The organism is Prosthecobacter sp. (assembly GCF_044222565.1).
In the GTDB taxonomy this organism is placed as follows: Bacteria; Verrucomicrobiota; Verrucomicrobiia; order Verrucomicrobiales; family Verrucomicrobiaceae; genus Prosthecobacter.
Window position 1 is genome coordinate 1 of record NZ_JBGANA010000033.1, and the last position, 21084, is coordinate 21084.

The window sequence follows — 21084 nt, forward strand, 5'->3', positions numbered from 1 at the left end:
GGCACCGGTGGTGCCGGTGGCGGCTTTGGCAAAGGCATGGGCATGGGCGCAGCCAACGGCTTCGTGACCCTGCCACCGTCCATGCGCAGCCGCTGCTCCACTCAGGAGCGCTTGGAAAAGCTGCGTCAAAATGGCGGCTCGCCGGAGTGCGAGGCTGCGGTCTCCGCTTCTCTCGAATGGCTCAAGACTCAGCAGAACGCTGATGGTTCCTGGGGCCGTGGCAACAAGTGCGCCATGACGGGCCTCGCCCTGCTCTGCTTCCTCGGCCGCTGCGAAACACCTGAGTCCCCCTTCTATGGCGAAAACGTCACCAAGGGCATCATGTTCCTCCTGGAAGTCGGAAAAAAGAACCCTCACGGCATCTTCTCCGAAACCGGCTGGAAAGGTGAGGCAGCCGGCGGCAAAGGCGGTGCGGGCACCTACGAGCACGGGATCGCCACCTACGCTCTCGGTGAAATGTACACCCTGGCCCGTCTCGGCAGTAAATCGCTCCCCGGCATGCGCGAAGGCTTCGAAAAAGGTGTCAAAGTCATCATCGACAACCAGACCCCCAAAGGCGCCTGGGCCTACGGCGGCAAAGACCAGATCGTTTATAACAAAGCTGGCGGTGCCGACCTTTCCGTCGTCGGCTGGCAGTTCCAGGCGCTCAAAGCCGCCAAAAACACCGGTCTGAAAATCGAAGGCCTCCACAGTTCCATCGGCAAGATGACCGATTACCTCGAAACCATGCAGACCAAGGACGGTGGTTTTGGCGGCAGCAATCGCGACCAGCACTACAACCAGTGGAGCCTCTCAGGCGTGGGTATTCTCGGCCTGCAGACCATGGCCAAAGGCAAGACCGCCTCGATCAAAAAGGGCATCAAGTTCCTTCGTGACTTCATCACTGCCGAGCCTCTCGACTGGAACAAAAACTGCAACCTCTACTGCTGGTACTACTACACCCAGGCCTTCTTCCAGCAGGGCGGAGACGACTGGAAGTTCTACAACCAGCAGTTCCTCCCTCAGGTTCTTAGCGCCCAGCAGCCCGATGGTTCCTTCAAGCACGGCCGCCCCAACTGGCCCGCCGGTGACGCCGCCGATGCCATCTACCGCCAGTGCCTCTGCACCCTGCAGCTCGAAGTGTACTACCGCTACCTCAAGGTCGGCGACCGCGAAGAATCATCGTTCTTCGACAAGTAATCGCATAGTTCGGGAACTCCCTCTGGTGTAAGACAGACACTCTTGTCTGTCGTACTCAACGTTCTGCAAAAACCAGCAGTCAACGAAACCCCTCCGATCCCGCTGAAGCGGATCGGATTTGCATGTCTGTGATTAGCGAGACAAAGCCCGCACAGTACGCTTCAGCGCAGCCCCTCTACTTCGCCCCCACCTGCTTCAGCCATTCCTCCAGGTTGTAATAGTTCGTCACACGGCGAACTTTTCCATCCAGCAGATCAAAGAAGGCTCCCACTCGCAGACGATAGCGCTGGCCGCTGGCAGGCGGCAGGCCTTCGTCGGTTGAGAGGTATTCCCCTTCGATGAAAAACTCCGCCGCCCCGCGTGTACCGTCCTCGGAGGCAAACACCACCAGGTCGCACACCTGCTCCCGGTAGCAGCGGTCCATGCGCACCAGAAACGCTTCAAACGCAGCGCGTCCCGTCTCCGCTCCCCCTTGATTGATGTCATGCACCACGTCGTCTGTCAGCAATGCCAGAAACGCCTTGCGATCACCTGCATTGAAAGTGCTGTAATACGTTTGGATGAGTTCGAGTGCCTGCTGCTGGGGTGTTGCCATGGGTGGCCTCCAGCATGAATTCACCGGCTCCAGCGTCAAATGAGAAATCACTGTGGGAAATCCAAGGTTGCGGTGCGGACGCAGACAGCTAAACATCAGAAGTCTATGTTTTCCCCCAGCATCGCGTGGCTACTTTCCCGCGCATCGATCCTTGGCATCTGTTTCACCCTCGTCACCGGCGGAGCCGCTTTGCAGGCCCAGTCTGCGGTGCTCGTCGTGGATGCCTTCAACAAAAAAGTTCACGTCGCCGCTGACGCGCAGTCAAAACGCCCGGTCGGCGGTCTTGCCAAAATAGCCACTGCCATGGTGACGCTCGACTGGGCGGAGGCCTCCAAAGTCGGCGTCGGCGTGCTGGCCACCGTCCCCTCCTATGCCGCACAAATCGCCAGCCCCGGCAGCATCGGCCTGCAGGCAGGAGACCAGGTGACCCTGCGCGATCTCATTTACGCCACCATGATGACCAGCGACGACATCGCGGCCATCACGCTCGGCGACTTTGTCGGCCAGGACCACCTCGCACGTCTCGGACGCAACGGCCATCCCATGGAGGAGTTCGTGAAACAGATGAACCAGCTTGCCAAACGCGAAGGCGCCAAAGGCACGCGCTTCACCAATCCCCACGGCTTGGAAAACTCCCGCCCCCTGCCCTACTCGACGGCGGCGGACATCGCACGCCTGGCCATCTATGCGGTGTCGCGCCCTGCATTGCGCTTTTACACAAACCAGAGCAGCCGCACCATCACCATCTATCGGGGTGGTCAGCCAATGCCGGTGAGTTTGTCCAACACCAATCAGCTTCTTGGCGTGGACCGAATCGATGGCGTGAAGGCCAGCGCCACGGCCCGCTCCGCCGGCTGCCTGGTCATCTCGGCCGAAAAGCCCTCAAGCGTTCAGGTGCAGGCGGACAACAGCAGCCTCATCTACCGCCACCGGATGGTGGTTGTCGTCATTGGTTCAGCCAGCCCCTTTGAAGAATCCCGCGCACTGCTTCACCAGGGCTGGGCCGCCTATGACCGCTGGCTCGCGGCGGGCCGCCCCATCACCGACAAGAAGCAGATGCTCGACCACTTCTAGTCCTCCCCCGGCTTCGTATTCTCTCCCTTCTCCAAACCATTTTTCTCCCAAACCATCATGCGTATCGGAATTTTAAATAGCGGCGGCGACTGCCCCGGTCTCAATGCGGTCATTCACGGCGTCGTCGGCGCTGCGCACAATCTCGGCTGGGAAGTTGTCGGCTTTCGCGATGGCTTCGAAGGCCTCCTGCCTCCGGGCGACTACATGATGCTCGATTCTGAAAAGACTGTCGGCATCATGAAGCTTGGCGGCACCATTCTCGGCACCACCAACAAAGGCCACTTCGTCGCCAAAGTCGGCGAGGGCAATGTGTCGCAGGTGCCGGTGGAAATCGTCGAAAAAGCCAAGAACACCCTGCGCCACCTCGAAGTTGGCGCACTCATCGTGGTGGGCGGAGACGGCAGCCTCACCACCGGCCTTCAGCTCTCCCAGATGGGCATCAACGTCATCGGCGTGCCAAAGACCATCGACAACGACATCCAGGCGACTGCTACTTCCTTCGGCTTTGATTCAGCCGTCGCCACCGTGGTCGATGCTCTGGACCGCCTCCACACCACGGCGGAGAGCCACAAGCGCGTCATCGTTCTGGAAGTCATGGGCCGTCATGCAGGCTGGATCGCCCTCTACGGCGGCATGGCCGGCGGCGCGGACGTCATTCTGCTGCCAGAGATTCCTTTCAATTTTGACGCCGTGGCCAGGGCCATCCGCAAACGCGATGCCGCCGGCCACCACAGCACGCTGGTCGTGGTCGCTGAAGGCGCCCGCATCGAGACCGGAGAACTTCTCACCAAAGAGCGCGTGGGCAGCAAAGGAGAAGACCGCCTGGGTGGCATCGGTGATTACGTGGCCAAGCAGATCGAAAAAGACACCGGCAAAGAAACCCGTGCCTGCACCCTCGGCCACCTTCAGCGCGGAGGCGCTCCCACCGCCCTTGACCGCATCCTCGGCGTCCGCTTCGGTGCCAAGGCCGTCGAACTCATCTCCCAGGGCAGCTTCGGCCGCATGGTCAGCTACCAGCAGTATCAGGTGGGAGACGTGCCCATCGAGGAAGCCGTGCATCAGCTCCGCCTCGTCGGTAAGGACAGCGAAATCGTCCGTGCCTCCCGCGCCATCGGCATCTCCTTCGGAGACGAATAAGAATAGCTTTCGTAGAGAAGGAGGCAGGGGTTCCACCTTGCCTCCTTTTTTATTTCCCCCAAAGGACAGCGCCTCCCAATCATGTGCGAAGGCAAAAAACAGCCGCTGATGAGACAGCGGCTGCTTCGAAACTCGAATGTCGAAACACGGATCAGGCCAGCGCCGCAAGACGCTTGGACAAGGCGTCTTTGGACTGCACACCGACGACGGTGTCCACAGCCTTGCCGTCCTTGAAGAAGATCAGCATCGGGATCGATTTCACGTTGAACTGTGCCGAGAGATTTGGCGCCTCGTCCACATTCACTTTGACGACCTTCAGCTTGCCAGCCTGATCCTTGGCCAGGTCCTCAAGGATCGGTCCCAGCATGCGGCATGGGCCACACCATTCAGCCCAAAAGTCCACGATCACCGGAACGGTGGAGCTGGAGATTTCGGATTCAAAATTTGCTTCGGTGAGGTTGAGTACTGCTTCGCTGGCCATGATGGAGTGTGGGTGGGTTCGGGAGGGATTACGCACGCACGCTTGCACCAGAGGCACATGAATCAACGAAAGTTTTCACCAACCTCCCCGCCAAATCCAAAAATTCGGCCCAAAACCCTATGTGACGACACTCCCAATTGCTCCACTGATTGGAGTCATTCAGACAATTCACAGCCATTGTTCACTTGTTGCCAGCTTTTGCGGACGATTGTGAAAAACTCTTTCTTGCCGTCCGGGCTCATCCTCGGCTGAATGCTTGCTCATGAAACAAAGCCGTGACTCCACGGGCCTTCATGGCCGGAAGTTAAAGCGTTTGTTGCATCAGCTTTGTGAGCGCGCCCAGGATGATGTGCGGAGAATGCCATCGCATGAAGAAGCGGCCACCCACCAGTTGCGCGTGCGCGTGAAGAAGATGCTGGCCTTGCTGCGGCTCGCCCGCGCTGGCATTGATGAACACACCATGCAGGCCATGCGGCTGCATCTCCGCACGATCAAAAACACCTGCGCCTCCAATCGCGATCATGTGGTGCAAAGCCGGCTCATCGACAAGCTGGCGCGCCGCTTTCATCTGGCGCCAAAGCATCGCCCGCATTTGATGAGCAGCCCTCCTGCGGCGCCGTCAGCCTCCAGCCTGCAGCATCAGCTCTACGCCATGAGCCAGCTCATTGACAGCACCTGCATCGGCTCGCTTTCCGAGGAGCAGATTCTTGAGGAGCACGCACGCTGTTACCGCAAAGGCCGCCGTCTCATGAAGGAGGCGTTCGAGACCACGGACAAGCGCACCCTTCACCGCTGGCGCCATCGTGTGAAGGACCTCTATTTCCAGACCCTGACCCTGTCCCACTTGCCAGGCGCTGCCCGCCGCATCAGGCGTGCCCAGCGTCTCGGTCACCTGCTCGGGCGTGATCAGGACCTCGCCAATCTTTCCCAGGAACCTGCCTTCGCCGTTCGTCGCAGCCCCTGGGTGCAGGTGATCCATGAACACCGCGAGCATCTGCGGCAGCGCTACCTCTCGCTCGGTCACAAACTCTACGCCCCGCCCGGCACACGCTTCAGCGGCAGGATCGCTGTCTGCGCCTGACGAACGCAGCGGGGGTTCAGCGACAGTTCGTGCCAAAAGTTAAAGCTTAAAGTCCTGCCGCGTTTTGCGCATCCTGCACCAGGCGGATGAAGCGCGCACGCTCTCCTTGAACATCGGCTCCCTTGGACTGGCGCGCCAGGCTCAGGACCATGTCATGGTTCAGACCGCCCAGCTGTTCCGCACCACGCAGCAGCAGGCCAAAACCCACCACGGAGGTTTCAAACACAAAATCCTCACGCGCATTTTGCAGGGAGTAACCGCGGTCGATGACCTGCAGCTTGCTGCTGTCAAACGGACCCACTGTTTGAGAGGTAAAGTGCGCATTCGGCAGAGTGACCGTGGCAATCTGCCGGTTGCTGTCACGGCTGGTCTCGCCGCTGCCGTTGGGCTGAAATTCATACCACAGTACATGCGTGCCCGCGCTTCGCAGTTCTGCCGCCGCCAGATGCCGCTCACACAGCATGCGGAACTGCTTCACATTCGCAGGATCAAAGTTCACCTGCAGAGGAAAGCGGCTCTCCGCGTTCAGCACGGCTGGCTGGTCCGCCGGCAATTGGATCACAATCCGCAGCAGGCGGTTTGCGGCGTTCCATGGGCAGGCGGCCACTTCAGCCTGCCATGAGTGAATGTACAAATCTGCCACCCGCTCAGGCTTGTGCTCAATCTTGCTGCCGGCGGCTGTTTGTGGAGAAGCCAGCGCCTGTGCCTTCGCCTTGGACTGCATGGGTTTGATCTCGGCCGGGTGCAGGCTGAACTGATCAGCAGCCTGCTTCGTGGTGCTCACAAAGGCGGCATGTCCGGCCGGGAGGGTAAACCCAAGCTTGAGCTTCGCTCCACCTGCGGCCGCAGGCAGTTCCTTCATCGACGGCATCTGGGCCACCACCATTTCCTGCACGTTGGGTGCCGGAACTGCAGGAGCCACAGCGACCTCTGGCTTTGCCACGTTGGCTGCAGCCACGACTGGCTTCGACTCAGGCTCGGTTGGTTTTGCCTTCTCAACCGCGACGACAGGTGCATGAACAGTCTTTTCAATTCCCGCCTTGGGATTGACGATTGTTGCAGTAGCTTCGGACTCCGACGGCGTGGAAGCCATCTGCGCCGCAGACTTCATCTCCGGTCCGTACAACCAGCCCAACGTAAATGCTGCTCCGGTCAGCGCGATCACAGCTGCGATCTTCACCAAAGATCCAACAACCGGCCAGAAGAGCGGCTGCGCCCGTTTCACCGGCTGGCGCGGCCTCATCGGCTGAATGCGTCGTGGAAGATTGGCAGGGTGCAGCACTGCATGCCGCTGCTCATGGGTGAGGCGTGATTGCGGAATGGGCGCTCCATGGCGCAAGGCGTCTGTGACCGCTTCGATCTGCTCCAGCTCATGCGCAGCCGCTGGAGTGCTGGCCAGCAGCTCGTGCATGGCGCGCGCCTCCTCGGCACTCAGTTCTCCGAGTGCATAAGCGGTAAAGTTGGGATTGTCCTGAGGATTCATGAATGGGTGGGTGAGTAGGCTTCGCTGACGTCGGTGCTCATCACTTCGCGGAGTTTCTTGATGGCGTGGTGCATGATGAAGCCCACATTGCCGACACTGAGTCCGGTGATTCCGGCGATTTCCTGGTAGGAGCAGTCGTGCAGAAATTTAAGCCGCACGACTTCACGCTGATTGGGCCGCAGGCGGTCCACGCAGCTCCAGATGTGCTCGTAGAGCTCATGCATGCCGGCGCTTTGGGAAGGGTCGGGCTCATGGTCTGTCGCAGCATCGATGACCTCCTCGTTTCCAAGGTCCAGCCGCTGCTCCTTGCGCAGGATGTCAAAGGCCCGGTTGCGGCAGACGGTAAAAAGCCACGATTTGAGGTTTTCGCGGACTCTCTCCGGCTCGGTGAGGTAAAGCCGAAGCATGGCATCCTGCACGACATCACGCGCACGCTCGATGTCTCCACCAAGGATGCCGGCTGTGTAGGCGATAAGGGTGCTTTCATGCTGGTCTAACGCACGTCTGACCAGCACGGCGGCTTCATCCTGTACGTGTGGGTCGGGCATGTGAGAGTTCAGGTTCGGAACGGGCAGACACGGGGGAAACTTAGGCTCAATGAACGATTTTTGCCGCACTTTTTTGCCTCGAACACGGCAATCCTGCCCCTTTCATGGCATTGACTTGGCCCCGGTTTCCGGCGTTGGTACCGCCATCGTGAGCGATTCCTCCTCCACCGGCACCTCCTTCGTCTTGATCCTTCTGGCTCTGGGCGGCGGCATGTGGCTCGTCCAGCAGGCCTTCACCGAACCACCCAAACCGGTGCCAGCAGCCCCAGTCGAGGAGGCATCCTCCACCGCCAGCCGCTCCTTGGACTATTCCAAAACCAACGGCGATGCCATGAACAACTCGGTGAACGATCAGCTCAAATCCGTGCAGCAGATGACAGGCGGTTCCTACGATGGCCAGACCTTCGTGCTGCCAAAGGCAAAGAAATAGCCAGTCTTGGCTCTTCCCCCGCTCACCACCCCCCACCCAGCGCCTTCACCAGCGCCACGGTGGCATTCAGTCGCCGCGAACGCAGATCAATGGCACTGCGTTCCGCGTTCAGAGCCGCAGCCTGTGCCGTGGTGACATTGATATAACTCAAAGTCCCGGCCTCATACTGATTCCCCGCGATCCGCTCGCTCTCCCGCGCGGCCCTCACGGCCTCATCCTGCGCAGTGGATTCAGCTGCCAGGATCCGTAGCGTGGACAGGGCATCCTCAGACTCCTGCATCGCCGTCAGCACCGTCTGCCGGTAATCCGCCACGGCCTGCCGCCACGTGGCATCCGCCTGGGCCTTCGCTGCCAGCCTCTGCCCGCTGTCCAGCAGGTTCAGCGCAGCATCCGGACCAAACGACCAGAAGTTGTTTCCCTGCGCAAACAGATTGGCCAGCGCTCGCCAGCCAGTGGCCGCGCCAAGAGAAACCGTGGGAAAAAACGCCGCGATCGCCGCGCCGATTCGTTCATTGGCCGCAGCCACGCGCCGTTCTCCGGCGGCAATGTCCGGCCTTCGCTGCAGGAGCGTTGACGGGGCGGTGGCCGGCACCGTGGGGATGTGGGAGGCCAGTGTGGCTGGCTTCAGCCCAAACTCTGCCGGCGTCCGTCCGGTAAGCACTGCCAGTGCATGCTCCATCGTGGCACGTGTCACTCCGGTTTCGATCAATGCAGCGCGGGAAGTCGCCAGCTGCGTGGCCGCGAGAGCCACATCCGCCTCGGACGCAACCCCCTGCGCTTTGCGGTTTTGCGTGAGCTCAAGAGACTTCGCATAGCTGGCCACCTGCCGCTCCAGCAGCTGCCGCTGCGCATCCGCGGCACGCAGGGAAAAGTAGCTCTGCGCTGCCTGCGCCTGAAGTGTCAGCCTCGTGGACTCCACATCCGCCTTAGCCGCCTCGACGTCCGCCTTGGTGGCCTTGGCCGTGTGCCTGAGCCGTCCCCACAAATCGATTTCCCAGTTTGATGTGGCACCCACAGACTGAATGCTCTTCACACCGGCCCCGGCCCGGGAGGCGTTGATCGAGTTCGCACTGCCACCGCCGCCCAGCGCACCGCTCTTGTTCACGGTGTAGTCGCTCGTCAACTGGGCCGTGGGCAGAAAGGCCAGCTTCGCTGCGGTGAGCAGTGCCGAAGTCTGCTGCGCCTTGGCCACTGCGGATTGCAGAGACTGATTTGAGACCTCCAGGCTCTGCATGATGGCGTCCAGATCTCTGTCATGAAAAATGGACCACCAGTTGCCTCGCGGCAGATGATCGGCAGGCTGAGCGACTTTCCAGCCGCGGCTTTCCTTGAAGTTCGCCGGCACATTCATCAACGGCGCCTGCTTTTTCGGACTAAAACTGCAGCCGGACGCGGCCAGCATGAGCACAAGGAAAAGGGGACGGTTCGTCATAGAGTAACAGGAGCAGAGGAAGCGGTCATGACCGGCTCCGCGTGATGTTTTTTCAGAAAACGCATCCGCAGGCCATCGAGAAAGAGATACACAACAGGCGTGGTGTAAAGCGTGAGCACCTGGCTGACGATCAGCCCGCCCACCACGGCCACGCCTAGCGGTCGCCGCAGTTCAGACCCCACGCCGGTGCCCATCGCCAATGGCAGCGCACCCAGCATGGCGGCAAAGGTGGTCATCAGAATGGGCCGCAGGCGCAGCTGGCAGGCTTCGAAAATCGCCTGAAACGAATCAATGCCACGGTCGCGCTCCACCTGCAGCGCGAAGTCGATCATCATGATCGCATTCTTCTTCACGATCCCGATCAGCAGGAAGATGCCGATCATCGCCATCACGCTGAAATCCATGCCGCTGATGTACAGCGCCAGCATGGCTCCCGCACCGGCGGAGGGCAGCGTGGAAAGGATCGTCAGCGGCAGCAGGAAGCTCTCATACAGGATGCCCAGCACCAGGTAGATCACAATGAGCGCCGTGAGAATGAGAATCGGCTGGCTGTCCAATGAGGCCTGAAAGGCTCCCGCGGTGCCCGCAAAAATCCGCTGCACATCTTCGGGAATGTTCAGCTTGTCCACGGCGTTGGTGATCGCGTCGGTGGCCTGCGCAAAAGCCACGCCGGCTGGAACATTGAAGGAGAAGGTCAGAGCGGCAAACTGCCCCTGGTGGCTGATGGACAACGGCGCGGGCGCGGACTCCCAGCGCGCAAGCTGGTTCAGCGATACCAGCTTCCCGGAAACGGTGCGCACCATCACATGGTCGATGGCGCCCGCATCGTCATTTTCCGAGGCCTCCAGGATGACGCGGTACTGGTTCAGCGGCGCATAGATGGTGGACACCATTCGCTGGCCAAAGGAGCTGTTCAAGGCCGCGTCCACGGACTGCATCGTCACGCCGATGCGTGCGCAGGCCTCCCGGTCAATCACGAGACGGGTCACCGTGCCCTTGTCCTCAAAGTCGCTGTTCACGTCCGTGAGTTCCTTGAGTCCCAGCAGCGCCAGCCTCACGCGCGGCTCCAGCTTGCGCAGTGTGTCCACATCGCCTGCCTGCAGCGTGTATTGGTACAAAGCGCGGCTGGAACGCCCGCCGATGCGCAGATCCTGCGAGGGCATGAGCAGCAGCTGCGCCCCGGCAATCTTGGAAAGTTTGCCGCGGAAGCGCGCCAGCACCACGTCCATTGATTCGCGCTGGCTGACCGGCTTGAGCGCAATGAAAACCCTGCCGGTGTTCTTTGGCCCGCCCATGCGCGAGTCGGAACCGCAGCTCGCATTGAGCTTCGCCACGGCCGGATCTTTCTGCACGATTTCCGAAATCGCGATGATCTTTTCCCGCATCGCCTGAAACGAAATGTTTTGATCCGCGCTGATGTTGCCAATCAGCAGGCCGTTGTCCTGCTGCGGGAAAAACCCCTTCGGGATCGTCACATACAGCCAGCCGGTCAGGCCGACAATACCAATGAGTGCTGTGAGCGTGAGCCAGTGATGCCGCAGGGCAATGTGCAGCGTGTAGGCGTAAAACGACTGCACCCAGTTGAAGATGCCGTCCGAGAGACGGGCAAAAAATCCCGGCTTGTGCCCCGGCTTGTCTGCGCTGATGAGACGTGCGCACATCATCGGCGTGGTGGTCAGGGAAACCACAAGCGAGACCGCGATGGCCACGGAAAGAACGACCGCAAACTCCCGGAACAGCAGACCCATCAGCCCGCCCATCAGCAGAATGGGGATGAAAACGGCCACCAGCGAAACGCTCATGGAGATGACCGTAAAGGTCACCTCCCGCGTCCCCCGGCGCGCCGCCTCCATCACCGGCATCCCGTTCTCAATGTGGCGGGTGATGTTTTCCAGCACCACCACCGCGTCATCAACCACAAAGCCCGTGCTGATCGTCAGCGCCATCAGCGAAAGATTGTCCAGGCTGTAGCCGCAGAGATACATCACACCGAACGTGCCCAGCAGCGAAACCGGCACCGCCACCCCTGGGATCAAAGTGGCCCGCACCCGGCGCAAAAAGGCAAACACCACCAGCACGACGAGCAGCGTGGCGATAAGCAGCGAGTGCTGCACATCATCAATGGAGGCACGAATGGTGATGGTGCGCTCCATCGTAACGTCCAGCGACATCGAGGCGGGAATCATCGCTCGCAGCTTTGGGACAAGGTCTTTGATCTTGTCCACCACTTCGATGATGTTGGCTCCGGCCTGCCGGAAGACGATCAAAGAAACGGACACTCTGCCGTTGGTGCTTCCGTAGTTAAAGGCATCCTGAACCGAGTCCGTCACTTCGCCGAGATCCGCCAGCCGCACCGCAGCGCCATTGACGTAGCTGACCACGACATCCTTGTACTGGTCCGCCTTCGAGAGCTGATCGCTGGCCAGCACCTGCCAGCGCCGGTCCGCGTCTTCCACGACTCCCTTGGGCCGGTTGACGTTGGCCGCCGCGATGGCCGTGCGCACATCTTCCATGGTCAGGTTTGCGCGCGTGAGGGCGCCCATGTTCATGGTCGCGCGAACCGCCGGCAGCGAGCTCCCCCCAATGCTCACATTCCCCACACCATCCACCTGCGAGATCTTCTGCGCCACGATCGTCGAGGCAACATCGTACATCTGCCCCGAGGTATGAACGTCCGACGTCATGGCCATGATCATGATCGGCGAATCCGCCGAGTTCATTTTGCGGTACGTCGGATTTCCCGGCATGCCCGTGGGCAGCAGGCTGCGCGCGGCATTGATGGCGGCCTCCACATCCCGCGCGGCGCTGTCCACATCCCGGCTGATGTCAAACTGCAGGCTGATGCTGGTGGTGCCCATCGATGACGAAGACGTCATCTCCGTGATGCCTGCGATCCGGCCCAGCGTGCGCTCCAGCGGTGTGGCCACCGTGGCCGCCATGGTCTCAGGGCTGGCTCCCGGCAGCGACGCCGAAACCGAAATCGAAGGCATGTCCACCTGCGGCAGCGGAGAGACCGGCAGATTCGTGTAGGCCAGCACACCCGCCAGCGCAATCGCCAGCGTGGCGAGCGTCGTCGCTACGGGGCGGTGGATGAAGGTGTCGGTGATGCTCATGCGACGGAGGCCATGGCAGGGCTGGAGGCCGGATCCTGCTCCCTGCTGGATGAAGCCACAAACCGGTCAAACATCAGGTAGATCACCGGCGTGGTGAAAAGAGTGAGCAGCTGGCTGACGAGCAGGCCGCCCACCATCGTCAACCCCAGCGGATGGCGCAGCTCGGAGCCTTCGCCACTGCCGATCATGAGAGGCAGCGCGCCCAGCAAAGCAGCCAGCGTGGTCATCAGAATGGGCCGGAAGCGCAGCAGGCAGGCCTGATAAATCGCCTCGCGCGGCGGCATGTGGTGCTCACGCTCGGCCTCCAGCGCGAAGTCGATCATCATGATCGCGTTTTTCTTCACGATGCCGATGAGGAGCACGATGCCGATGATGGCCATGACGCCGAGTTCCGTATGCGTCACCTCCAGCGCGAGCAGCGCCCCCACCGCCGCCGAAGGCAGAGTGGACAAAATCGTCAGCGGATGAATGAAGCTCTCATACAGAATGCCCAGCACCAGATACATCACCACCACGGCGGCAAGAATGAGCAGCAGCTGGTTGCTCAGCGCGCCCTGGAAGGCCAGCGCAGTGCCCGCAAACGCCGTCTCGATGCTTTCGGGCATGCCCAGCTCTTCTTTGATGTGCTCGATCTCCGAAACCGCGGCCCCCAGCGAAACTCCCGGCGCCAGATTGAATGACACAGTTGCCACCGGAAACTGATCCTGATGCGCCACGGCCAGGGCTGCGGGTTCCTCAACGATCTTGGCAATCGTGTTCAGCAGCACCTGCTGCCCGCCCGTTGCTGGCACGCGCACCTGGTCAAAGGCGGCAAGTCCGGACTGGAACTCCAGGTCATGCTCCAGCACCACGCGGTACTGCCCGCTCTGCGTGAAAATCGTCGAGACAAGCCGCTGGCCAAACGCATTGTACAGCGCCGCGTCAATGGCCGCCACCGTCACCCCGAGTCGGCTGGCCGTTTCACGCTCGATGATCACCCGCGCCTGCAGGCCTTTGTCCAGTTGGTCGTCGGCCACGTCCGCCAGCAAGGGGGAGGCGCGGAGTTCATCCACAAACTGGTGCGTCCATGACTGCAGCGAGTCGATGTCCGGAGATTGCAGCGTGAACTGAAATTGCGTACGGCTCACACGGTCCTCGATGTTCAAATCCTGCACCGGCTGCAGATACAGCTGCACTCCCGGTATCCGGTTGGCCCGGTCCTGCAGCCGCCGCACCACCTGCACCGCGGAGACGTCACGCTTCTCCCGCGGCACAAGGTTGATGAGCATGCGCCCGCTGTTGGGCGTGGTGTTCACACCGTCCACACCGATAAAGGACGAAACACTTTCCACGGCGGGATCCTCCCGCACCAGCCTCATCAGCTCCTGCTGCCGCTTGCCCAGGGCAGAAAACGACCCGTTCTGCGAGGTCTCGACGAAGCCCTGGATCAGCCCCGTGTCCTGCAGCGGGAAGAAGCCTTTCGTCACACTTTCATAAAGCACCCCTGTCGCCACCAGCGTGGCGGCAAACACCAGCATCGTCGTTGCGCCGTGGTTTAGCACCACACGCAGCACTCTCCCGTAGAAATGAATGATCGCATCAAAGCCCCGCTCCACCGCCCGGGCCAGCGGCCCTTCTCCGCCATGCTTCAGCAGGCGGGCACACATCATCGGCGTCAGCGTCAGCGAGACGATGGCGGAGATCACAATGGAAATGGCCAGCGTAATGGCAAACTCACGAAACAGCCGCCCCACCACATCCTGCATGAACAGCAGCGGGATCAGCACGGCAATCAGCGAGATGGTAAGCGAGATGATGGTGAAACCGATCTGCCGCGCCCCTTTCAGCGCAGCCGCCATCGGCGCCTCCCCTGCCTCGATGTAGCGCGCGATGTTTTCGATCATCACAATGGCGTCATCGACCACGAACCCGGTCGCAATCGTCAGCGCCATGAGCGTCAGGTTGTTCAGGCTGAAACCACACACCCACATCACAGCAAAGGTGCCGACGAGCGACAGCGGCACTGCCACCGCCGGAATCACGGTCGCGCGCAGGCTGCGCAAAAACACAAAGATCACCGCAACCACGAGGCCGATTGAGAGCAGCAGCTCATATTGCACGTCTTCCACCGAAGCACGGATGGTCGTGGTGCGGTCGGTGAGGATCTGGACGTCCACCGCCAGAGGGAGGTTCTCACGCAGCTTTGGCAGCAGCGCCTTGATGCGGTCCGCCACTTCGATGACGTTGGCCCCGGGCTGGCGCTGTACATTCACCACCACCGCCGGCAGCACGCCCGCCTTCGAGTTCACATCCACCCAGGCGGCAAGACGAACATTCTCCGCGTCATCCACCACATCCGCCACGTCGATCACCCGCACCGCCGCGCCGTTGCGCCATGCGATGACCAGATTGCGGTAGTCGTCCGCGGACAGGAGCTGATCATTGGCATCCACCGTGCTGCTGCGTGTGGTGCTGTCGAATCCGCCCTTCGGCTGGTTCACATTGCCCATCGTGATGGCATTGCGCAGATCCTCAGTGCTGAGACCGCGCGAAGCCAGCGCCACCGGATTGGCCCGAATGCGCACCGCCGGCCGCATGCCGCCGCTGAGCGAGACAAGGCCCACCCCGGAAATCTGCGAGAGCTTGGGCACCAGCCTCGTGTCCGCCGCGTCCTGCACCTTGATCAGTGGCAGCGTTGCCGAAGTCAGCGCCAGCGAAATGATGGGCGCATCGGCCGGGTTAACCTTGTTGTAGATCGGTGGGTTGGGCAGGTCCGTGGGCAGCAGCGTGGCCGCTGCATTGATCGCTGCCTGCACGCTCTGCTCGGCAATGTCCAGCCTCAACCCCAGCGTGAACCGCAGCGTGATCACCGAGGAGCCGCCGCTGCTGATGGAATACATCTGCGCCAGCCCGGGCATCTGGCCAAACTGCCGCTCCAGCGGTGCGGTGATGGAGGACGTCATCACCTCCGGGCCAGCTCCAGGATAAAGCGTGACGACCTGGATCGTCGGATAGTCCACCTGAGGCAGTGCTGACACCGGCAACAGCCGGTAGGCCAGCCCGCCGACCAGCAGCACGGCCACCATCAGCAGCGTGGTCGCCACGGGGCGTTCAATGAAGATGCGAGAGGGATTCATGCGTCATGCTTCAGGTGAAACATCCCTCATGACAGAGGCGCTCCTTTGCCGCGCCTCTCGTCCCCCTTCTCTTCTTTGTCCTCTTTGGGCTTCTCTCCCTTCTCCCCTTTCGGCCCTCCTCCCGGAGGATTCTTGCCGGGAACGATGACCTCCACTTTGGAACCGTCGCGCAGGCGGTCCACCCCCTGCGTGATCACCTTGTCTCCCGCCTTCAACCCTTCAGTAACGAGAACTCGGTCTCCCTGCGTGGGACCAGTCACCACATTGTGCATCTTCACCGTGCTGTCATCCTGCAAGACATACGCATAGGCTCCCTTGGCCCCGCGCTGAATCGCCGTTGCCGGCGCAACGGTGGCTTTCGGCTGGATGTCCACCAGCAGCCGCGTGATCACAAATTCATTCGGAAACAGCGCCAGGTCCGTATTGGGCAGCTGCGCCTTCAGTTTCAAAGTGCCTGAGGTGAGATCGATCTGATTGTCCGTCGTCAGCAGCTTGCCGCGCCCCAGCACCTTGTTCATCTCTTTGTCCACCGCCTCCACCTGCACTTCATCGCTGCTCCTGAGGCGTTTAAGCACCGCGTCCACCCGTTCCTGCGGAATCGAGCAGAACAGCCCGATGGGATCCATCTGTGTGATGATGACCAGCCCGTTCGCGTCGGTGGACCGGATCATGTTCCCGGCATCCACCTGGCGCAGACCGATGCGTCCGGACAGCGGCGCCGTGATCTTCGTGTAGCTGAGCTGCAGTTCCGCGCTGGCGACGGCGGCGCGGTCTGACACAAGCGTGGCCTCATACTGGCTGACAAGAGATCTCTGGGTGTCCACCTGCTGCTTGGCAATGGAGTCCTGCTTGAGCAGCTCCGTGTACCGGTTCATGTCCTTGTTCGCATTGGCCAGCATGGCCTCATCCCGGCCGAGCTGCCCTTTGGCCTGATCCAGGACGACCTGAAACGGGCGCGGATCAATCTCCGCCAGCAGGTCCCCGGCCTTGACCATCTGCCCTTCGACAAAATTGACTTTGTTCAGCTGCCCGTCCACGCGGCTGCGCACCACCACCACCTGAAGCGGCGTTATGGTACCTGATAGGCTCACCCATTCCTCGAAGTCTTCCTGTTTCACTTCCCCTGCGGTAACCGCCACCGGACCTCCTGCTCCCCTGCCCCCTTTGCCGACGGGTGGCCCGCTTTGAGTCGTGGCCGGCCGGTGCATCCACAGCCATCCGCCGGCGGCAAGAACCAAAAAGATGATCACAAAACATCCGGCACGACCTTTGGCTGATGGCGGATTGGGTGGGGAGGAGGTGTCGTTCATGTATAAAGTGGACCGGAGCGCACGGAAGATGATTCGATCTAGCGCACACGCAAGAATACGAATCGCACCTGCGTCATGAATCAGTCTTTAATAGCACAAACGCTGTCAGTATTTTTGCAGAACAGTCGTATATTGCCTTCGTAAACACGGGTTATAAGCCGATCACTTAACCTGTGTAGCGGCTGCCATACTTCAAAGTTCAACCCAGCTCTGACACAGGTCTAGGCGTGAGGTCCGCAATTCCCTTGGGAAACATGCGATCACGTGCAGTCAAGATCTCCGGTTCATCCGCTGTGACCAGGACCACATGCTCAAAGTGGGCCGACGGCTTGCGGTCTGTCGTCACCACGGTCCACTTGTCTTCAAGGGTTTTGGTCTTGCCTGTTCCCATGTTGATCATGGGTTCGATGGCCAGAGTCATGCCGGCCTTGAGGCGCGGGCGCTCGCCTTTTTTGCCATAGTTGGGCACCTGCGGCTCTTCATGCAGCTTTCGGCCCACCCCATGGCCCACAAATTCGCGCACCACGCTGTAGCCATACTGGGTCACGTGAGCCTCGACGCTGTGGCAGAGATCGCCCAGCATCCAGCCATCGCGGGCATATTTGACGGCATTGAGCAGAGATTCTTCCGTCGCTGCCAGCAGGTGCAGCGTCTCCTGCGCCACCTTGCCCACCGGCACTGTCAGCGCATTGTCGCCGACCCAGCCATCAAAATGAACTCCAACGTCGATCTTGACAATGTCTCCATCCTGAATCACTCGCGGGCCACCGATCCCATGCACCACCTCCTCATTAATGGAGATGCAAATGTGTCCCGGAAACTTGAGGCGGCCGTAGCCAAGGAAGGCGCTGATGGCACCGCACGCCTTGATCTCAGCGGCGGCATACCGGTCCACTTCGGCTGTCGTCACACCCGCATGCACCTGCGATGCGGTCTTGATGAGAACATCGCGCGCGACCTGGCAGGCCCGGCGAATGCCTTGCTGCTGCGCGCCGTGACGGATGGGAATGTTTCCCGATTTGACGAAAGCCATGACGCGCTGAAGAAGACTCACTTAAGAGCCAGTTTGTACACCACGCCGACCAAGACCATGATCGCGAGAGCCACCCAGATCCACACCACGGTGGTGGAATCCACAGCACGGGCTCCCTGCTGGATGCGATCCACGCGACCACGGATGCGCCCCTTCTTGAGGAAGCCGTCATAGTGGGCCTGCAAAAGATGAGTTTCCACCTGGCGCATGACGTCAAGCACCACGCCCACCAAGATCAGCAGGCTCGTGCCACCAAAGAACTGGGCGGCGGAGCTGGAGATCTTCATCGAGCTGCTGACGATGCCTGGCATCACATACAGTCCGGTAAGGAAGATCGCACCTGCGAAAGTGAGGCGGCTCATCGTGAAGTCGAGGAAGTCGGCGGTCGGCTTGCCCGGGCGGATGCCAGGAACGTAACCACCGCTTTTCTTGAGGTCTTCCGAGATCTGCGTCGGCTGGAACATCGTGGCCACCCAGAAGTAGCTGAAGAAGAAGATCAGCAGAGAGGACGCCACATAATAAACCCAGCCGCTGCTCACAAAGATGGCCATGCGCTGAATCCAGGCGGTCTCCTTGAAAAGGGAGGCCAGAATCGTGGACGGGAAAAGAAGGATCGCCTGGGCGAAGATGATCGGCATGACGCCGGAATAATTGATCTTCAGCGGGAGATACTGCGTCTGACCGCCATAGACCTTGCGGCCCACCACGCGCTTGGCGTAAGTGATGGCGATACGGCGTGTTGCCTGTGTCAGCGCGATGACGCCGGCAATGACAAGAATCATGAAGCCCATCAGCAGCACAAGGGTGAAGGCGCTGGCCGGGCTGGCTTTCACGCTGTCCACAAAGGTCTGCCACACCTGGATCAGTGCGCCAGGAAGGTCGGAAACGATGTTGACGCAGATGAGGATGGAAACGCCGTTGCCAATGCCGCGGTCGGTGATCTGCTCGCCCAGCCACATCATCAGCATGGTGCCAGCAGTAATGGTGATGACACTCGTGATCACAAAGCCGATGCCATAGTTCGGCACCAGCGGTTGCCCGCCCAGCTTGTCGATCGCCTCCTGCAATCCCGCCATCAGGTAGTTCTGCTGCGGGTCCGCCAGAGACTGAGCCAGCAGCGTCGCCTGAAACACGCAAAGCAAAATGGTCGCCACGCGCGTATACTGCGTGATCTTCTGGCGGCCGCCTTCTTCACGGGCCAGCTTGCTCAGCGGCGGCCACACGGCGGTCAGCAGCTGCAGCATGATGCTCGCGCTGATGTAAGGCATGATCCCCAGGGCGAAAATAGCACAGTTTTGCAGGCCGCCTCCGCTGAAGATGTTGAGCAGCGCTGCCACCTGGGCGGCGCCACCGGCATTGTTGCCCGCCTTGTTTTCGATCCACGCATTCAGCACCGTTGGGTCCACGCCAGGAAGCGTGATCGAGGTGCCGATACGGACGATGACAATCATCGCCAGGGTGAAAAGAATGCGCGAGCGAAGTTCGGGGACTTTGAAGCTGTTGGCAAAAGCAGAGATCATGAGAGAGTGGCTCTAAGCGAAGATGGGCCTGCTTCCTGGCAGCGTTCGCTGCGCGGAGACCGGCCCATCAAAGAGGTTGGTTGGTCTGAAAAAATCAGGCAGCGATGGAACCGCCTGCTTTTTCGATTTTTTCACGGGCCGTGGCGCTGACTTTGGCGCCCTGGACAGTGAGCTTGCGAGTAAGGTCGCCGGTGCCGAGAATCTTGATGATGTCGCAGTTGCGGCTCACAAGACCCGCTTCACGCAGCGCGGCTTCATTGATCACAGCGCCATCTTCAAAGGCTTCGTTCAGCTCACCCACATTCACGACCTCGATCGCGTCCTGGAAGAGGGTGTTGTTGAAGCCCTTCTTGGGGAGACGGCGATGCATTGGCATCTGACCACCTTCGAAGCCGGGGCGGATGCCGCGTCCTGCGCGGGCCATCTGGCCTTTGTTGCCTTTGCCGGAGGTTTTTCCGTGACCGGAGCTTTCGCCACAGCCGATGCGCTTGCGGCGCTTTTTGGCGCCGGGGCGGGGTTTGACGTCTTGGAGTTGCATGAAAATTAAAATGAGGAAATGGGATTCAATCAGAGGGCCTTGCGCTCTTTGATCTCCTTGCCGCGGGAGCGGAGGATTTCATCAGCAGGACGCAGAGCGGTCAGGGCGGCAAGAGTCGCACGCACCACATTGGCGTGGTTGCTGGACCCAAGGGATTTGCCGATCACGTCTTTCACGCCGGCTGCTTCCAGCACGGCGCGGGCTCCACCACCGGCGATGATGCCGGTGCCCGGAGTCGCGGGCTTGAGAAGGATGTGGCCGCCACCGTGGGCACCGGTCACTTCATGGGGAATGGTGCTGTCCTTCAGAACGATATTGAACATGTTCTTGCGGGAGGCTTCCGTCGCCTTCTTGATGGCGTCGGAAACTTCGTTGGCCTTGCCAAATCCGCAGCCCACTTTGCCCTTTGCATCGCCGGAAACGACGAGTGCGCTGAAGCTGAAGCGGCGGCCGCCTTTGACCACCTTGGCGCATCGGTTGATGTGCACGACTTTTTCCACGCCGTCCACTTCACGAGGACCGCGGTCGTCACGGCGCCATGGGGAGCCGCCGCCGGAAGGTGCTTGTGCTGGAGCGGGTGCTGCGGCCTCCACCGGCGCTGCTTCGGTAACTACTGTTTCATCAGCCATAATAAAAAATTTGCGGGTGGATTAGAATTTCAGGCCCTTTTCGCGGGCGGCATCGGCGAGGGCTTTCACCTTGCCATGATAAATGAAGCCGGCGCGGTCGAAGACCACTTCGGTGACGTTCTTGGCCATGGCGCGCTCCGCGAGGAGGGTGCCGATCTTCGTGGCGTTTTCGATGTTCGCCTTGCCGCCGCCGTAGCCTTTTTCCTTGGTGGAAGCCGAAACGATCGTCTTGCCGGCAGCATCGTCGATGACCTGCGCATAAACGTTCGTGTTCGAGAAGTAAACGGCGAGGCGGGGACGCTCGGCTGTGCCGCTGAGCTTGCGGCGGATGCGCTTGTGAATGCGAGCGCGGATTTCTTTGCGATTGGTAAGAGCCATGATGAGT

Annotated in this window: 18 protein-coding genes; 5 read left to right on the forward strand and 13 right to left on the reverse strand. The window is 60.6% G+C overall.

Annotation, left to right across the window (positions count from 1 at the left end):
• Positions 1-1179, forward strand: a 1179-nt coding sequence (locus tag ACILSR_RS29970) for a hypothetical protein (protein WP_395753506.1), incomplete at its 5' end; no start/stop codon positions are given.
• 175 nt (positions 1180-1354) lie between these two features.
• Here the strand turns inward: ACILSR_RS29970 and ACILSR_RS29975 are convergent.
• A complete protein-coding gene (locus ACILSR_RS29975; protein WP_395753507.1) occupies positions 1355-1774 on the reverse strand; it encodes a ketosteroid isomerase-related protein in 420 nt (139 codons plus the stop codon).
• Positions 1775-1879: 105 nt separating this feature from the next.
• Here ACILSR_RS29975 and ACILSR_RS29980 point away from each other — a divergent pair, with 105 nt between their 5' ends.
• Positions 1880-2848, forward strand: coding sequence for a D-alanyl-D-alanine carboxypeptidase family protein (locus ACILSR_RS29980; RefSeq protein WP_395753508.1), 969 nt, complete (start codon positions 1880-1882; stop codon positions 2846-2848).
• A 57-nt stretch (positions 2849-2905) separates the two neighbouring features.
• On the forward strand, positions 2906-3985 hold the full coding sequence (locus ACILSR_RS29985) for a 6-phosphofructokinase (protein ID WP_395753509.1): 1080 nt from the start codon (positions 2906-2908) through the stop codon (positions 3983-3985).
• A 151-nt stretch (positions 3986-4136) separates the two neighbouring features.
• Here ACILSR_RS29985 and trxA read toward each other — a convergent pair whose 3' ends face one another.
• Positions 4137-4523, reverse strand: a complete 387-nt coding sequence (gene trxA / locus ACILSR_RS29990) for a thioredoxin (protein WP_395753510.1) — start codon at positions 4521-4523, stop codon at positions 4137-4139.
• A 205-nt stretch (positions 4524-4728) separates the two neighbouring features.
• On the opposite strand from trxA, the gene ACILSR_RS29995 reads away from it, so the two are divergent.
• Entirely contained in the window at positions 4729-5547 is an 819-nt protein-coding gene (locus tag ACILSR_RS29995) for a CHAD domain-containing protein (RefSeq protein WP_395753511.1), read from the forward strand.
• Positions 5548-5593: 46 nt separating this feature from the next.
• On the opposite strand, the gene ACILSR_RS30000 is transcribed toward ACILSR_RS29995, so the two are convergent.
• Both ACILSR_RS30000 and ACILSR_RS30005 read right to left on the reverse strand, forming a co-directional pair.
• On the reverse strand, positions 5594-7030 hold the full coding sequence (locus ACILSR_RS30000) for a YfbK domain-containing protein (protein WP_395753512.1): 1437 nt from the start codon (positions 7028-7030) through the stop codon (positions 5594-5596).
• Positions 7027-7578 carry an RNA polymerase sigma factor gene (locus tag ACILSR_RS30005; RefSeq protein WP_395753513.1) on the reverse strand — a complete coding sequence of 184 codons (552 nt, stop codon included), beginning with the start codon at positions 7576-7578 and terminating at the stop codon, positions 7027-7029. Before ACILSR_RS30005 ends, ACILSR_RS30000 begins: the two co-directional genes overlap by 4 nt.
• Positions 7579-7726: 148 nt before the next feature.
• On the opposite strand from ACILSR_RS30005, the gene ACILSR_RS30010 reads away from it, so the two are divergent.
• Positions 7727-8008, forward strand: a complete 282-nt coding sequence (locus ACILSR_RS30010; RefSeq protein WP_395753514.1) for a hypothetical protein — start codon at positions 7727-7729, stop codon at positions 8006-8008.
• A 22-nt stretch (positions 8009-8030) separates the two neighbouring features.
• Here ACILSR_RS30010 and ACILSR_RS30015 read toward each other — a convergent pair whose 3' ends face one another.
• From ACILSR_RS30015 to rplR, 9 genes are all read right to left on the reverse strand, one after another.
• On the reverse strand, positions 8031-9440 hold the full coding sequence (locus ACILSR_RS30015) for an efflux transporter outer membrane subunit (RefSeq protein ID WP_395753515.1): 1410 nt from the start codon (positions 9438-9440) through the stop codon (positions 8031-8033).
• Entirely contained in the window at positions 9437-12553 is a 3117-nt protein-coding gene (locus ACILSR_RS30020) for an efflux RND transporter permease subunit (protein ID WP_395753516.1), read from the reverse strand. Before ACILSR_RS30020 ends, ACILSR_RS30015 begins: the two co-directional genes overlap by 4 nt.
• On the reverse strand, positions 12550-15669 hold the full coding sequence (locus tag ACILSR_RS30025; protein ID WP_395753517.1) for a multidrug efflux RND transporter permease subunit: 3120 nt from the start codon (positions 15667-15669) through the stop codon (positions 12550-12552). The genes ACILSR_RS30020 and ACILSR_RS30025 overlap by 4 nt, the downstream gene beginning before the upstream one ends.
• Positions 15670-15695: 26 nt before the next feature.
• Complete coding sequence (locus tag ACILSR_RS30030) at positions 15696-16979, reverse strand: MdtA/MuxA family multidrug efflux RND transporter periplasmic adaptor subunit (RefSeq protein WP_395753518.1); 1284 nt, start codon at positions 16977-16979, stop codon at positions 15696-15698.
• Between the two features lie 199 nt (positions 16980-17178).
• Positions 17179-18012, reverse strand: a complete 834-nt coding sequence (gene map, locus ACILSR_RS30035; protein WP_395753519.1) for a type I methionyl aminopeptidase — start codon at positions 18010-18012, stop codon at positions 17179-17181.
• Between the two features lie 17 nt (positions 18013-18029).
• Positions 18030-19532 carry a preprotein translocase subunit SecY gene (gene secY / locus ACILSR_RS30040; protein ID WP_395753520.1) on the reverse strand — a complete coding sequence of 501 codons (1503 nt, stop codon included), beginning with the start codon at positions 19530-19532 and terminating at the stop codon, positions 18030-18032.
• Positions 19533-19626: 94 nt separating this feature from the next.
• Entirely contained in the window at positions 19627-20070 is a 444-nt protein-coding gene (rplO, locus tag ACILSR_RS30045; protein ID WP_395753521.1) for a 50S ribosomal protein L15, read from the reverse strand.
• Positions 20071-20099: 29 nt separating this feature from the next.
• Positions 20100-20699 carry a 30S ribosomal protein S5 gene (gene rpsE / locus ACILSR_RS30050; RefSeq protein ID WP_395753522.1) on the reverse strand — a complete coding sequence of 200 codons (600 nt, stop codon included), beginning with the start codon at positions 20697-20699 and terminating at the stop codon, positions 20100-20102.
• 21 nt (positions 20700-20720) lie between these two features.
• Positions 20721-21080, reverse strand: coding sequence for a 50S ribosomal protein L18 (gene rplR / locus ACILSR_RS30055; protein ID WP_395753566.1), 360 nt, complete (start codon positions 21078-21080; stop codon positions 20721-20723).
• Positions 21081-21084 lie beyond the last annotated feature (4 nt).

Coding starts and splice junctions, on each gene's coding strand:
- ACILSR_RS29975 (WP_395753507.1), bottom strand. CDS start 1,774: ATGGCAACACCCCAGCAGCAGGCACTCGAACTCATCCAAACGTATTAC.
- ACILSR_RS29980 (WP_395753508.1), top strand. CDS start 1,880: ATGTTTTCCCCCAGCATCGCGTGGCTACTTTCCCGCGCATCGATCCTT.
- ACILSR_RS29985 (WP_395753509.1), top strand. CDS start 2,906: ATGCGTATCGGAATTTTAAATAGCGGCGGCGACTGCCCCGGTCTCAAT.
- ACILSR_RS29995 (WP_395753511.1), top strand. CDS start 4,729: ATGAAACAAAGCCGTGACTCCACGGGCCTTCATGGCCGGAAGTTAAAG.
- ACILSR_RS30000 (WP_395753512.1), bottom strand. CDS start 7,030: ATGAATCCTCAGGACAATCCCAACTTTACCGCTTATGCACTCGGAGAA.
- ACILSR_RS30005 (WP_395753513.1), bottom strand. CDS start 7,578: ATGCCCGACCCACACGTACAGGATGAAGCCGCCGTGCTGGTCAGACGT.
- ACILSR_RS30015 (WP_395753515.1), bottom strand. CDS start 9,440: ATGACGAACCGTCCCCTTTTCCTTGTGCTCATGCTGGCCGCGTCCGGC.
- ACILSR_RS30020 (WP_395753516.1), bottom strand. CDS start 12,553: ATGAGCATCACCGACACCTTCATCCACCGCCCCGTAGCGACGACGCTC.
- ACILSR_RS30025 (WP_395753517.1), bottom strand. CDS start 15,669: ATGAATCCCTCTCGCATCTTCATTGAACGCCCCGTGGCGACCACGCTG.
- ACILSR_RS30030 (WP_395753518.1), bottom strand. CDS start 16,979: ATGAACGACACCTCCTCCCCACCCAATCCGCCATCAGCCAAAGGTCGT.
- map (WP_395753519.1), bottom strand. CDS start 18,012: ATGGCTTTCGTCAAATCGGGAAACATTCCCATCCGTCACGGCGCGCAG.
- secY (WP_395753520.1), bottom strand. CDS start 19,532: ATGATCTCTGCTTTTGCCAACAGCTTCAAAGTCCCCGAACTTCGCTCG.
- rplO (WP_395753521.1), bottom strand. CDS start 20,070: ATGCAACTCCAAGACGTCAAACCCCGCCCCGGCGCCAAAAAGCGCCGC.
- rpsE (WP_395753522.1), bottom strand. CDS start 20,699: ATGGCTGATGAAACAGTAGTTACCGAAGCAGCGCCGGTGGAGGCCGCA.